General features: G+C 60.6%; 10 protein-coding genes and 1 other RNA gene. 4 read left to right on the forward strand and 7 right to left on the reverse strand.

Going from position 1 to position 14,176, the window contains the following annotated elements; translation table 11 throughout:
* Nucleotides 1–65 precede the first annotated feature (65 nt).
* Entirely contained in the window at nucleotides 66–2,492 is a 2,427-nt protein-coding gene (locus FNT36_RS20330) for an alpha-ketoacid dehydrogenase subunit alpha/beta (RefSeq protein WP_144851497.1), read from the forward strand.
* 211 nt (nucleotides 2,493–2,703) lie between these two features.
* On the opposite strand, the gene FNT36_RS20335 is transcribed toward FNT36_RS20330, so the two are convergent.
* Nucleotides 2,704–3,270, reverse strand: a complete 567-nt coding sequence (locus tag FNT36_RS20335; RefSeq protein ID WP_144851499.1) for a hypothetical protein — start codon at nucleotides 3,268–3,270, stop codon at nucleotides 2,704–2,706.
* Nucleotides 3,271–3,383: 113 nt separating this feature from the next.
* Here FNT36_RS20335 and FNT36_RS20340 point away from each other — a divergent pair, with 113 nt between their 5' ends.
* The gene (locus FNT36_RS20340; RefSeq protein ID WP_144851501.1) at nucleotides 3,384–4,382 is read left to right on the forward strand and encodes an acyl-CoA synthetase family protein; all 999 of its coding nucleotides are present in this window, start codon (nucleotides 3,384–3,386) and stop codon (nucleotides 4,380–4,382) included.
* A 109-nt stretch (nucleotides 4,383–4,491) separates the two neighbouring features.
* On the opposite strand, the gene FNT36_RS20345 is transcribed toward FNT36_RS20340, so the two are convergent.
* Nucleotides 4,492–5,661 carry a sigma-54-dependent transcriptional regulator gene (locus FNT36_RS20345; RefSeq protein ID WP_144851503.1) on the reverse strand — a complete coding sequence of 390 codons (1,170 nt, stop codon included), beginning with the start codon at nucleotides 5,659–5,661 and terminating at the stop codon, nucleotides 4,492–4,494.
* Nucleotides 5,662–5,804: 143 nt separating this feature from the next.
* An RNA gene (gene rnpB, locus FNT36_RS20350) (RNase P RNA component class A) lies at nucleotides 5,805–6,205 on the reverse strand.
* 164 nt (nucleotides 6,206–6,369) lie between these two features.
* Between rnpB and FNT36_RS20355 the strand changes: the two genes are divergently transcribed.
* Nucleotides 6,370–7,797 (forward strand): alpha/beta hydrolase, encoded by a 1,428-nt coding sequence (locus FNT36_RS20355; RefSeq protein WP_233636104.1) that lies wholly within the window; start codon nucleotides 6,370–6,372, stop codon nucleotides 7,795–7,797.
* Nucleotides 7,798–7,803: 6 nt separating this feature from the next.
* On the opposite strand, the gene FNT36_RS20360 is transcribed toward FNT36_RS20355, so the two are convergent.
* The 4 genes from FNT36_RS20360 to FNT36_RS20375 form a co-directional block, all read right to left on the reverse strand.
* The gene (locus FNT36_RS20360) at nucleotides 7,804–8,148 is read right to left on the reverse strand and encodes a cupin domain-containing protein (protein WP_144851507.1); all 345 of its coding nucleotides are present in this window, start codon (nucleotides 8,146–8,148) and stop codon (nucleotides 7,804–7,806) included.
* A 136-nt stretch (nucleotides 8,149–8,284) separates the two neighbouring features.
* Nucleotides 8,285–9,208 (reverse strand): metallophosphoesterase, encoded by a 924-nt coding sequence (locus FNT36_RS20365; protein ID WP_144851509.1) that lies wholly within the window; start codon nucleotides 9,206–9,208, stop codon nucleotides 8,285–8,287.
* 101 nt (nucleotides 9,209–9,309) lie between these two features.
* Nucleotides 9,310–9,756: a hypothetical protein gene (locus FNT36_RS20370; RefSeq protein WP_144851511.1), complete on the reverse strand. Its 447-nt coding sequence runs from the start codon at nucleotides 9,754–9,756 to the stop codon at nucleotides 9,310–9,312.
* Between the two features lie 67 nt (nucleotides 9,757–9,823).
* The gene (locus FNT36_RS20375) at nucleotides 9,824–11,017 is read right to left on the reverse strand and encodes a Smr/MutS family protein (protein WP_233636105.1); all 1,194 of its coding nucleotides are present in this window, start codon (nucleotides 11,015–11,017) and stop codon (nucleotides 9,824–9,826) included.
* Nucleotides 11,018–11,226: 209 nt separating this feature from the next.
* Between FNT36_RS20375 and FNT36_RS20380 the strand changes: the two genes are divergently transcribed.
* Nucleotides 11,227–14,097 carry an alpha-amylase family glycosyl hydrolase gene (locus FNT36_RS20380; RefSeq protein WP_144851513.1) on the forward strand — a complete coding sequence of 957 codons (2,871 nt, stop codon included), beginning with the start codon at nucleotides 11,227–11,229 and terminating at the stop codon, nucleotides 14,095–14,097.
* Nucleotides 14,098–14,176 lie beyond the last annotated feature (79 nt).

The following is a 14,176-nucleotide window of genomic DNA, read 5'->3' on the forward strand; positions in this document are numbered from 1 at the left end:
GCCGCTTCCGTAGATTTGCAGCCGCATTCTACCCTTCCCCACCCGCTCACTCAACCTGCTCCGCCATGTCCGTGCCCCTGCTTGCTGCTACTGAAGCCCCGGCCCTTCTTGCGCTCACCAAAGCCGACATTCTCCACGATTACCGCCTAGGTTGGGAAAGCCGCTACGCCTCGCTGGCCGGCCGCCGCGAGGTGTTTATGGGCAAGGCCAAATTTGGCATTTTTGGCGATGGCAAAGAGCTGCCCCAGCTGGCCATGGCCCACGCCTTTCGGGCCGGCGACCACCGCGCCGGTTACTACCGCGACCAAACCTTTATGGTGGCCATCGGCGAGCTGACCTGGGAGCAATACTTCGCCCAGCTCTACGCCACCCCCGACGCAGAGGCCGACCCCGCCACTGCTGGCCGCTGCATGAACGGCCACTTTGCCACCCGCCAGCTCGACGAGGATGGCAAGTTCAAAAATCAAGCTCAGGCCAAAAATTCGTCGGCCGATATATCGCCCACTGCCGGCCAAATGCCGCGCCTCGTGGGCCTGGCTTACGCTAGCAAGCTCTACCGCCAAAATCCCGAGCTGCACCAGTACAGCGACTTCTCGGTGAATGGCAACGAGGTCGCGTTCGGCACCATCGGCAACGCCAGCACCTCGGAGGGCATGTTCTTCGAAGCCCTAAACGCAGCTGGCGTACTGCAAATACCGATGCTGGTGAGCGTGTGGGACGACCACTACGGCATTTCGGTGCCCGCCGAGTACCAGACTACCAAGCAGAATATTTCGGCCCTGCTCGCTGGTTTTCAGCGCGAAGGCGAGGGCCAAGACGGATTTGAAATCTACGTAGTGCGCGGCTGGGACTACCCCACGCTGCTTGACACCTACCAAAAAGCCGCCGCCATTTGCCGGGCGGCCCACGTGCCCACCCTGGTGCACGTAACCGAAGTGACCCAGCCCCAGGGCCACAGCACCAGCGGCTCGCACGAGCGCTACAAGTCGAAGGAGCGCCTGAGCTGGGAAGAGCAGCACGACTGCTTGACCAAAATGCGCGAGTGGCTGCTATCCGAGGGCATCGCGGGGGCCGATGAGCTGGCCCAAATCGAGAAAACGGCCGCTGCCACCATCAAGCAGGCGCGCACCGCTGCCTGGGCCGCGTACTTCAATCCCATCCAAGAGGAGCGCGACGAGGCCGTGAAAGTGCTCAACCAACTGGTGGCCGACAACGGGGCCGAAAACCAGCTGGCCGAGTTGGTCAAGAGCTTCCAAACCAACGTGACGCCCATCCGGGCCGACATCGTGCGCACCTTGCGCAAGGCACTGCGCCAAGTGCGCGGCAACCGGCCTACCGCTGGCCGCCGCGCTGCTCAGCGCCTGCTCGAAGAGTGCCTGGCCAACAGCGCCGACCACTACAACTCGTACCTCTTCAGCCAGAGCGACGAGGCAGTGGGCAACATCGAAGAAGTGCCCGCCGAGTACGCCGCCGATGCCCCACTGGTGGATGGCCGCGAGGTGCTGCAAGCTTGCTTCACGGCCAACTTCGAGCGCGACCCTAGGGTACTAGCATTCGGCGAAGATGTGGGCTACATCGGCGATGTGAACCAGGCTTTTGCGGGCTTGCAAGCTAAGTTTGGGGACCTGCGCGTGACCGACACTGGCATCCGCGAATGCACCATTATTGGGCAGGGCATTGGCACGGCGCTGCGCGGGCTGCGGTCCATCGCGGAGATTCAATACCTTGACTACCTGCTGTATGGCTTGCAGCCGCTAAGCGATGACCTAGCTTGCTTGCAGTACCGCACCAAGGGCGGACAGAAGGCGCCGCTGATAGTGCGCACCCGCGGCCACCGGCTAGAGGGCGTGTGGCACTCGGGCTCGCCCATCCAAATGATACTCGGCTCGATTCGGGGCATGCACCTGTGCGTGCCGCGCAACATGACCCAAGCGGCGGGCTTCTACAACACACTGCTGCGTAGCGACGAGCCGGCGCTGGTAATCGAATGCCTGAATGGCTACCGCCTTAAGGAAAAGCTGCCCACCAACGTGGGCGAGTTTACCCTGCCCCTAGGTCGGCCCGAGGTGCTGCGCCAGGGTGAAGACATTACCATCGTCACTTACGGCTCGATGTGCCGCATCGTGCTCGACGCCGCCGCACAGCTCGCCGAGGTAGGCATTTCGGTCGAAGTGATAGACGTACAGACGCTGCTGCCCTTCGACACCGACCAGCTCATTGCCGACAGCCTGCGCAAAACGGGCCGCGTGGTATTTGCCGACGAGGACGTACCCGGCGGCGCCACCGCTTACATGATGCAGCAGGTGCTCGACAACCAGAATGCCTACCAACTGCTCGACTCGGCCCCGCGCTGCCTCTCGGCCCAGGCCCACCGCCCGCCCTACGGCTCCGACGGCGACTATTTCTCCAAGCCCAACGTGGAGGATGTTTTCGACGTGGTGTACGACATGATGCGCGAGGTCGACCCCCAGCAGTTTGCCGCTATTTATTAGCCCTAGGTCCTACCTTAGTCTACACACTACTCTGCCTGTCATGCTGAGCTTGCGAAGCATCTTCTCACGCTAGGGGCAGAAACCCAACGTGAGAAGATGCTTCGCAAGCTCAGCATGACAGGCCTTTTTGAGAGTTATTTACGTGCCCTAGGTACCCAAAAAAGCCCGCCAGGTCTACTGGCGGGCTTTCATTATCAGAAGGTAAAGGAACCTAGCGCTGCGGAATGACCAGGCTGGTCGTTTCGATTTCGTTGCTTTGGTGCAGGGCGCGGTCGTAGATGCTGACCTTAAACTTAATTTCTTGGCCGGGCAAATACGGCGAGCCTAGGTAGAAGCCATACGCCCGCGTGAGCGTGCCCCGCAGCGGAGCCTTCCGGTTGTCGGTGGTAGGCGAGAGGTGGTCGAAGAGGCTGTATAAGTCGCGCTTGGGCAAGTAATTGTAGAAAATGCGCGCCGAATCGAACCGCCCACCTGCGTTGACGTTCTTAATAAAAGCCGTATTAATGTAATTGACAGCCGCTCGGTCTTTACTGCCGTAAGGTGCAGACTGTGCTTCGACAGTGTTTAGGCCCAGGTCGCCATCGCCATCCTGAAAGTTTACCGTAATGTACACCGAGTCGATGGGTACAGTAGAATTGGCTACAGTAAAGCGCTGCTGGCGAATATTATTAAAGCTTATTTCGGGCGTGTCGGGATAGCTTGGCTCTTGGAGGCAGCTGGTAAGGCCCAGCGCTCCCATACTCAATAGCCCCACCACTCGGAGTAGTCGCAGATTCATACGCAAGAGAAAGTTATAGTAATACCGCCCGTGACTGGTGCCGAAGATACGCTGCTCGACAACGATGTGACCCGCCCGATTGTTGTGAGCTTCCATAACCCCGCTAGTTTCCTATGAGTTTCCGCGCCGATTACCTCCGGCAACTGCCTCAGCTTACGGCGGCCACCGCCGAAGCGGCCGCCCTGCGCCTATACGCCTACCAGGCCGAGCACTGCCCACCTTATGCCGCGTATTTGGCGGCCCTAGGCCCCCGCGAGCCAGTGACCCGGATGACAGATATTCCGTTTTTGCCCATCGAGTTTTTCAAAACCCACGACGTGCGCACCGACCCAGCCGAGTGGCAGCCGCAGGAGGAGTTCAGGAGCAGTGGTACCACCTTGCAGCAGCGCAGCCGCCACCTAGTGCGCGAGCCGGCGCTATACCGGGCTAATGCGGCCCGCATTTTCGAAGCTGCCTATGGGCCGCTCACTAGCTGGACGTTTCTGGGGCTGCTGCCTTCCTATCTAGAGCAAGGCGAGTCGTCGCTGGTGGCAATGGTGGCTGATTTTGCCCAGCGTTCGGGGCAAACGCAAGAAGCCTTTTTCTTGCGCGACCACGCCGGCCTGCTGCGGGCCCTAGGAGAGGCCAAGGCGCAGCCGGGCCGCCGCGTGATGCTGTTCGGCGTTACGTATGCGCTGCTCGACCTAGCAGCCGAAGTAGGCGCCGCGCCCGAGCTGCAAGGCATCACGGTGCTCGAAACGGGTGGTATGAAAGGTCGCCGCCGCGAGATGATACGCGAGGAACTGCACCAGGAACTGCAACAAGCGTTTGGACCCGCGCCCATTCACTCTGAGTATGGCATGACTGAGCTATTGAGTCAGGCGTACTCGCCCGGCGACGGCCTATTTTATGCGCCGCCGCAGCTGCAAGTACTGCTGCGCGACCCCGCCGACCCGTTTTCGGTAGGGGAGGACCGCGTGGATGGTGCCATCAATGTCATCGACCTAGCCAACGTCGATTCTTGTGCTTTCATCGAGACCAAAGACTTGGCCCGGCGGCACGCCAACGGTGCTTTTGAGGTGCTGGGGCGCATGGATAACTCAGATATTCGCGGGTGCAGCCAGCTAGTGTGATTAGAGCTGCCTATAATGTGTCATGCTGACGCAGGAAGCATCTTATCAAGTCAGAACCTTGCGTGATAAGATGCTTCCTGCGTCAGCATGACAGGTTTAAGATAACCACCTACTTCCCGGCAAACGATTTGGCGTCAGCCTCTTCAATGGTGGTGTCACTCATAATAACTAGGCGCTCGACCACGTTGCGCAGCTCGCGGATGTTGCCGCGCCAGTCGAGGCCTTGGAGATATTTGAGGGCGGCGGGCGAAATTTTCTTGGGCTTGTCGCCGTAGTCGGCGGCAATGTCTTGCAAAAATTTCTGTACTAGGTCCGGAATATCGTCGCGGCGGTCGTTGAGAGCTGGTACTTTGATGAGAATAACCGAGAGACGATGGTACAAGTCCTCGCGGAAGTTCTTGTCGGCAATTTCTTGTAGCAAGTCTTTGTTGGTGGCGGCCAGCACGCGCACATTCACCGAAATCTCCTTCTCGCCGCCCACGCGGGTGATTTTGCTTTCCTGCAAGGCGCGTAGCACCTTGGCCTGGGCCGAGAGGCTCATATCGCCAATTTCATCCAGAAAGAGTGTGCCGCCGTCGGCCTGCTCAAACTTGCCGATGCGCTGCTTTACGGCCGACGTGAACGAGCCTTTTTCGTGGCCGAATAGCTCACTTTCAATTAGCTCGCTCGGGATGGCGGCGCAGTTTACCTCCACCAGCGGGCCATTGGCGCGCGGGCTGAGCTGGTGTAGCTGGCGGGCTACCATCTCCTTGCCTGCGCCGTTGGGGCCGGTGATGAGCACGCGGGCATCGGTGGGCGCTACCTTCTCGATGGCCTTACGCACGGCCCCTAGGGTGGCCGAGGTGCCTATCATCTCGGAGCCCTTGCCGGTGCTCACGGCCAGTTTCTTCTTGAGCGTTTTGGTTTCGGTAACGAGCTTGCTCTTGTCCAAGGCGTTGCGCACGGTCACGAGCAGGCGGTTGAGGTCGGGGGGCTTGGGCAGAAAGTCGAAGGCGCCTTTTTTGGTGGCTTCTACTGCTAACTCGATGTTGCCGTGGGCCGAAAGCATGATGAAGGCCGCGTCGGGAGCCAGCGTGCGGGCGCGTTCCAGGACCTCTAGGCCGTCCATACGCGGCATTTTAATGTCGCACAGCACCACGTCGTATTTCTGCTGGATGAGCAGGTCCAAGCCGGTGGGCCCGTCTTCAGCTTGGTCTACCTGGTAGCCTTCCAGCTCTAATATGTCCTTGAGGGCAAAGCGGATAGCTTTTTCGTCGTCAATGGTGAGGATGCGCGGCATTTTGCTTGTGATTAACGTTTAATATTTAGTGATTAATAGTTTATCGCCAGCGCTAAAAGGAGAGGGGCCACCCATTAGTCACTAGACCCTAAACGTTAATCACTAAAAAAGCGGCTGCCTTCTTGCGAAAGCAGCCGCCGAAATTAGGCAATGAGCCGATAAGCCGGGTTCTGTCACGCCCTTCGAAGTTTCCTCCGGCGGCGGCCCCACCATTTATCTAGGCCTAGGGTCACCCCTAGGCTCCAGCGACCTACCCGCAAACCCGAGCGGGCCGCCCGGTGCCGCTCTCCAAGGAGCGCGACGTGTCTGCTTATTTGGTCTTGCAACCCCTGAGGTTTACCCAGCCGGCGTGGTCACCCAGCCGCTGGTGCGCTCTTACCGCACCTTTTCACCCTTACCCTTGCGGGCGGTTATTTTCTGTGGCACTGGCTGTCCTGGCCCGATTGGCCAGTCCTTCCCGTTAGGAAGCAGGGTGCCCTGCGTAGCCCGGACTTTCCTCCCCGCCCGCATTTGCGTTGGGCGCGGCGGTGGGGTGGCTCACTGCAGAGGCAAAGGTACGGCGTTTGGCGGCGTGCGGCTAGCTAGTATGTGCAAATGCGTTACTTGCGACATCTTAAGCAGTGAACGCCCTAAGAATCACTCCCTACCTGTATGTCGTTGCCAATACGTATTCTCCCAAAGCCAATTTGCTCGGCAAGGCAATGGCGCGTGCTCATTACTTGCTTGGTTGGGCTGTGGAGCACCAGTAGCTTCGGGCAGGCCTCACCGGTCTCTTCGTTTAGGGGCACGTGGGCGGGTACAATTAATTTATATGGCAGTCCGGCCTTGGTGCTGGTCGATTTTGCGGCGCAGCAGCAACCACCTGCGCGCAAACCGACGGTTGCCCTGCCCAGCCTAGGGCTGCACGCCATGCAGGTAGACCAGATTACTTCTGTCGGCGATAGCCTGCGGCTACGTATTGGGGCACTGCCGGGCAGCTACATAGCGCGTCGCACTACCGACACGCTGGGCTTGACCGGCTACCTGCTGGCCGCGGGCCAGCGGTTGCCCCTGCGGCTGAGTCCCGTAGCGCCCGCACGCCTAGCCAAGCTACAGCCTGTGCGCACCCAGGTGCCTAGTCGGCCGGTGCCTTATCACGAGCTGCCTATCACGTTTGCGGGTGGGGCACCAGGGGTGACGCTAGCGGGCACCATTACGGCGCCGCCGAGCCAGCGCGGGCCAGCCATCGTATTTATTTCGGGTTCGGGGCCGCACAATCGCGATAGTGAGGAGTTTGGCCACAAGTCCTTTTTGGTGCCCGCCGATGCGCTGACGCGGCAGGGCTTCATCGTGTTGCGCTACGATGAGCGGGGGGTAGGGGCCTCGACTGGGCGCTACGCCACGGCGGGCACTACTGACTTTGCGCGCGATGCGGCCGCCGCGGTGCGCGCCCTGCGGGCCGACCGCCGCTTGCATCTAGGGCCGATATTCGTGCTGGGGCACAGCCAAGGCTCGCTAGAGGCAGTGCAGGTAGCCGCGCAAGACCCCACGCTGGCCGGCGTAGTGCTGCTAGGTGGCATCGGCCAGCCCAATGCTACGCTATACCAGGCGCGGATGCGGGCTAATTTTCACGCCCGGCTTGCCGCCGCGAGCGCGGCCGACAAGCCGGGCGTGGAGAAGTACATCCGGCTGCACGACAGGCTGACTGCCATTGCGGCGGCGGTGCCCGACAGTGCCGCGGCCCTCGCCCAAATGCAGCGCGAAGCACCCGCCTTTGGGGTGAGCGCGGAGGAGGTTGCGTACTACGCGCCCACTTACCTAGAGCACATTATGCACGATATCCTGGCCCAAGACCCTACTCCATACTTGCGCCAGCTGAAGATGCCCGTGCTGGCCCTCACTGGCGAGCAGGACGCCGAAACACCCGCTGCCACCCAGCTGCCGGCGTTGCAAGCCCAGCTACAGCAGGCTAACAATCAACACGTGACGGTAAAGACGATACCGCAGGTCAATCACTTCTTCCAAACCAATGTGCCCGGGCAGGAAAAGTCGTTGTTTGACAATCCAGAGACCTTCTCACCCGTCGAGTTGCAGCTGCTGGTGCAATGGCTGACGCAACAGGCAGGCCTGGCACCACCCGCTAAGCGGGCCAACTAAGCAGAGTTAAGCGGGTAAAAAATCGAGTCGCATGGGGCTAAAGGAATCAAGCAGCGTGCCTGCCTGCCGGGCCACCACGCCGTGCGGCACGTTGGGGGCGGCGTAGAAGGTGTCGCCGGCCCGTAGCACCCGGGTTTCGTCGCCCACGGTCACTTCAAATTCGCCGCTTTCGATGTAGGAAATCTGGCTGTGCACGTGCTGGTGCAGGGCACCCACGGCGCCGGTCTCAAACTCTACCTTTACCAAAAGCAAGTCGTCGTTGTAAGCTACTAGAGTGCGGCGCACGCCGGGGCCAGTGGTTTCCCAGGCTAGGTCGGCGGCAGGGCTGAAGGCAGGAGTAGAGTGGGGCATTGTTAATTAGGCTTAATCTTATGTTAGTCATCCAGAGTGCAGCGAAGCATCTCGCGTGGTGCAGTAAATCCTGGCGTTTTTGAGATTAGTGCAGCACGCAAGATGCTTCGCTGCGCTCTGCATGACAATCGTATTTCTACTCCACCCACACTAGCTTATCCGCGCTGAGCACTTGCTCGCCATCCCAGCGGTAGCCTACGAGCTGGCCGCCCTTGGCTACGCTGTAGTCGAGGCACACGGCGTGGGGCTGCAGCAGTTGTGGCGTGCCGCGCAGCCAGTAATGGCCGAAGAATACGGGCGTATCGTCTTGGTAGTAAGAGGGGTCTAGGTTGGCAAAATCGACGGCTTGGCCCTGTAGCTCGGGTAGGTCTTCGAGGTAGTAATGGGCGTAGCTAGGGGCCGTGGCGGGGTTTTGCCACCAGCGCACGCGCATTAGCTCGCGCGGGTGGCCGTCTTTGTCGAAGAAGCTGACGCCCTTGGGCAGGCGTACCTCGCGGCCTTTGAGGGTGGTTTCGGTGGCTTCGTACTCGGGCGAGCCGCGGTGGCCGGCCCGCAGCATGAACTCGGGCGTGAGGCGCAGGTCCGGCAGCTCACCACGCAGGTAGTCTAGGTGCCGGGGCTCCCAGCAGGCGTGCACGGCGCGCAGGCCAGGTAGCTCTAGGGCCAGCGGCAGCGTGAGAAACCACCCTAGGTAGTCTTGCCACTCTTTGAAAAGCTCGGGCGTGCTAAACTCCGTGATGGTGCGGTAGTGCTGCTTGATATGCCAGGGCCAGTGCGGCCGAATGTGGCCGCCCGTGGGGTAAGCCTGCCAAAAAGCCAAGGCATTGTACTCGTGGTTGCCCAGGATGGCGAGCGCCGCGCCGCCGTCTACCATGCTGCGCACCAGCTGCAAGGTTTCGCGGATTTTGGGGCCGCGGTCGATGTAGTCGCCCAGAAAAATAACCTGCCGGCCCGCCGGGTGGTGTGGTACACCCGCAGCATCGGGGCGGTAGCCTAGGTGGTGTAGTAGGGCCCGCAGCTCATCGGCGTGGCCATGAATGTCGCCAATGAGGTCGTACATGCCAGGGTGAAAACTAACTCAAAATAAACTTTAGCGGAGCTTCGTCCTAGGTGGGCAAAGCTCCGCTAAAAGGGACTCGTATGTGCGGCTTGCGTGGTCGCTTACTGGGCCATGGCCAGCGGCTGCCGCAGGGCGCGCTTAGTCAGGGGGCGAAGCTTGCCATCGAGGCCTTCGCTATAAAAATGCTCGGTGATAACCTGCGTGTAGCGCCCATTTTGAATGGGGCGCTGGCGGCTATATATCACCAGGCCATTTTGCTGGGGCTGAATCTTATAAGGCTTATTATCAACTAGCCGAAACGTTTGGCCGTGCTTATTGACATAGCCCCAGGCGTGCGTGCGGGGCACCCGGTGCACCGCGTAGGTATTAGCGTGCACTACCTCTATGTAGGGGTGAGCGGCACCTAGGTCACTAACGGCGCCCGGCTGCGAGGGGCTATTCTCGACGTACTCCTGGCTGCTAGTGTACACGCCCGGCTGGTACTGCGCCAAAGCAGAAGTAGCCCCAGCCAACAGGCTGGCGGCAAGGGAAAAAAACAAGGCTTTCATGGGTAGGAAGGGTGGGTAGGGTAGTAGTAAGTATACGCGCTGCCAACCAGTGAGTTCAGCGCCTAGCCTACTTCAGCCGCACCAGCGTGGCGCCGTAGCCAAACTTCTCTTTTTGAGCTTCTTCAAAGAATTTGATATCCTTGTTGCGGCTCAGTTGGCGGTGAATCTCCTTGCGCAGCGTACCGTTGCCGGCGCCGTGGATGAAGATGATTTCGTGCATGTTAGTAGCCAAGGCGCGGCTCAGGGCGTCCTCAAAGGCATCGAGTTGGAGGCGCAGCATGGCCGTGTTGCTGAGGCCTTCGGCACCTTCGGTGCGCAGGGCTTCGATGTGCAAGTCAAACTCGTGGGGCGGGGCCACAATGGCGGCCGCCGGCTTGGGCGGTGCGGGCGCGATGGCTGCCGGCACTGGCGCGGGCTTGTCGCCCCCTAGGGCCTGCTGGAGTACATTGGCCTGCTTGGCATCGAGGGCAGGCGCGGGGCCCGCCGCAGCGGCTTCGAGGGAAGCTTCGGCCTGGGCTAGGCGCTCGGGGTTGAGGGCCGGGGCGGGTCGCTCGTCGAGCTGAAACAGGTAGGCCTCTTTACCAATAACCGGCGCCGGGCGGCGGCTGGTGTAGAAGGTGCTGGCCTTGAACGACTGGCGCTTGGTGAGCAGGTCGTAGGCCGCATCGCTGTTTAGCTTGAAGCTCAGGAGCTGAAACACCACGGCGGGCCACTGCTCAAAGTCTTTGAGGTGCAGGTGGGCCAGTGGGGCACTGGCGGCTTTGGCCTTGAGCTTGTCGGCGGCCAGGGCGCGGTACTTGCCCTGGCGCTCCTCGCCGTAGGTATACACTACTTCGGACTCCGTGTTGTTGACCAGGTGCAGGGCCAGTAGCTCGGGGGCTTGGTGCACCAGGGCAAGATACAAGCCTTTGGCTGCGGGGGGCAGCGTGGGGGGCGCGGCCGGGCGCGGCGGCATGGCCGCGCTGGGGCCCGCGCTCTGCGCTTTGGCGGGGGTAGGGGCGGGCACGCCGGGGCGTGGGGGCTTGGCCTGGCCACCTAGGGGCTTGTTTTTTTTGCTGCCGGTGGCGGGGCGGGTGGGCTCGGGAGCGGGGCGGCGGAAGGCCTGTCCTTCCTCGGCAGCTACGGGCACAAGCTCACGCAACAGCACCGGAATGGTGAAGTCGTTATCAATGGCTACTTCTACTAGCTCGCTGTCGAGCACGCGGGTGATGATACCTTCTTCGGTGCCGGTGAGCAGACGGACGCGGTCTCCAACGTTCATAATATTCAATGTAATGCGAATGCTACGGATACGCAGCTTGGGCACAAAGGTAGGCGCCCGGCCCAGCGCCGGCCCTAGAATCGGCAGCCCGAGGGTGTTTGTTCGGAATCGATTTCGGAATGCAAATCAGCTTGTACCTTAGCCATTCCTAAGCCCGGTTGGCCGCTTGCGCCGGCGGGCCTTTTATCTTTTCCCCACCCACTACTATTATGAAAAAACCTCGACTCTGGGGGTTAGGCTGGCTGGCCGTGTTGCTGGCCGGCTGGGTTTCGGCAGTCCATGCCCAAGCTGTCTCACCAGTAAGCGTGAGCCCGGCATATTTCACCGATACCACGCCCATCACCATCACCTACGATGCCACCTTGGGCAATGCGGGCCTGGCCAACTACACGGGTGATGTATACATCTACACGGGGGTAATTACCAACCTGAGCACTTCGCCCAGCAATTGGCAGCACGTGGTAAACCCCACTGGCTTTGGTACGCCCACCGCCGCCGAGAAGATGACGGACATCGGTAACCACAAATACACCATCAGCTTTACGCCGCGCACGTTTTACCCCGGCCTGGCGTCTTCGACCGAAACGGTGAAGCAACTGGCCATGGTGTTTCGCGGGGCCAATGGCTCGCCCGAGGGCAAGGGCGTCGGCAACACCGACATTTATGTGAACCTAGGGTTGCAAGTGGCCTTTACCAGCCCCAGCGCTACCACGACGGTAGCCGCCGGCACCGCCATTGCTGTGACGGCCACGGCCAACGTAGCCGCTACGCTCACCCTCACGCTCAACGGCACCCAGGTGGCCCAGCAGGCCAACACCACTACGCTCTCGGCTAACGTCACCATCAACCAGTTTGGTATGAACACGCTAGTAGTCAGTGGCAACGATGGCAACGTGACGTCTACGGCCACGGCTACCGTGCTGGTACCGCCCACCGTGACCACCGCGCCGCTGCCCGCCGGTGCCAAAGCCGACGGCATTACCTACCTCAACGGCGGCACCTCGGCTATTCTGAGTTTGACGGCGCCCAAGAAGAGCTACATCTACGTGCTGGGCGAGTTTAACAACTGGCAAACATCGGAGGCTGGCCTGCTAAAGAAAACGGCGACCGTGGACACCGACGCCGCCACCGGCCGCTGGTGGGTGCAGGTCGATGGCCTGACGCCGGGCCAGGAATACGCCTATCAATTTCTGGTAGATGGGCAGCTGCGCATCGCGGACCCGTACTGCGAGAAAATCTTGGACCCGGACAACGACAAGTTCATTCCGGCCGAGACGTACCCCAATCTGAAAGCCTACCCCACGGGCAAAACCACAGGCCTGGTGTCAGTGCTATCGCCGGGCGAGGCGGCTTACACTTGGACCACGACCAACTTCCAGCGCCCGGCCCGCGCCAACATGGTAGTGTATGAGCTGCTGGTGCGCGACTTCGTGGCCCGCCACGACTACCAGACCTTGCGCGATACCCTAAGCTACATTCAGCGCCTAGGGGCCAACGTGATTGAGTTGATGCCCATTAACGAGTTTGACGGCAACGAGAACTGGGGCTACAGCCCGTCGTTTTATTTCGCCCCCGACAAGTATTACGGCACCAAAAACAACCTCAAGGCACTTATCGACGAGTGCCACCGCCGCGGCATCGCGGTAGTGCTCGACGTGGTGCTGAATCACTCGACCGGTAATAGCCCGATGGTGCAGCTCTACGGCAACGTGACGACCGGCCCCACGGCCGATAACCCGTGGTTTAACACCTCAGCACCGCACCCCTACAGCGTCTACAATGACCTCAACCACGAGAGCGCCTACACGCGCTACTTCAGCAAGCAGGTCATTAAGTTCTGGCTTCAGGAGTACCACATCGACGGCTACCGCTACGACCTAGCGGGCGGCTTCAGCCAGGCAGCCAAAACCGAGGCCACGTACCCCAACTACGACCAGTCGCGCGTGAACATCTGGAAGGATTATTACGACTACCAGATGAGCGTCGACAACACCTCGTACCCCATTCTGGAGCACTTTCCCAACGGCGCCTCCGCCACCAATACCGACGAGGGCAAAGTGCTGAGCGACTACGGCATGATGCTGTGGGGCAACCTCAACCGCAACTACAACGAGGCCACTATGAGCTACCTAGGTGGCTCGGACCTGAGCTACGGCTACTACGGCAGCCAAGGCGGCCGCAACTGGGGCCAGCCCAACGTGATAGCCTACATGGAAAGCCACGACGAGGAGCGCCTACAATTCAAAAACGAGAAATACGGCAATATTAGTAACAGCGCCTACAACGTGAGAAATCAGGCTATTGGCTTGCAACGCAACGAGATGGCAGCGGCATTCTTCTTCACCCAGCCCGGTGCGCGCTTGGTGTGGCAGTTTGGCGAGCTGGGCTACGACATCAGTATCGACGAGAACGGGCGCACCGGCAACAAACCCATCTTGTGGGACTATTACAAGGACGCCAATCGCCGCCATCTGTATGATACCTACCGGGCGCTCATTGCCCTCAAAAAGCAGCCCGCCTTTGCCGCCCCCACAGCCTACACCCAGACCCTAGGTGGCAATGTGGCAGTGAAAACTATCAGCCTCACCGGAGCCGACCTGAGCGTGGTGACTGTCGGCAACTTCGACGTGACCGTGCAAACGGCCACCGTCACGTTTCCACAGATTGGCACTTGGTACAACTACCTTACCGGCGAGCAGTTGGCCATAGCTAGCACCAGCCAGACCATGACCTTGCAGCCCGGCCAGTACGCCGTGTACACCAGCCGCCAGCTCACCAAGCCCACCGGCACCACGCTGGCTACTACCGGCGCCCAGGCGGCAGCCGTATTCAAGCTGTCCCTAGTGCCCAATCCCGCGGCCGGCACCACCACTGTAGCCTACGAGCTGCCCACTGGCACCACTGCCACCATCGCAGTGCAAAACCTGTTGGGCCAAACCATCCGGCAACTGGCCCCGGCCCGCCAAGCGGCGGGCGCGCAGGCGCAGAGTCTATCGCTGCAAGGCCTAGCTCCCGGCGTGTACCTCGTGAAGCTGCAAGCCGGCGACCAAGCCCAAACGGCTCGCTTGCTGGTCAACTAAACTGTCCCTTTTTGGGTTAACCTCACAAGCCCCGCTGCCCGGCAGTGGGGCTTTTTTTGGCCTTACTTTGTTGGGTAAG

Source organism: Hymenobacter setariae (assembly GCF_007713685.1).
GTDB lineage: Bacteria > Bacteroidota > Bacteroidia > Cytophagales > Hymenobacteraceae > Hymenobacter > Hymenobacter setariae.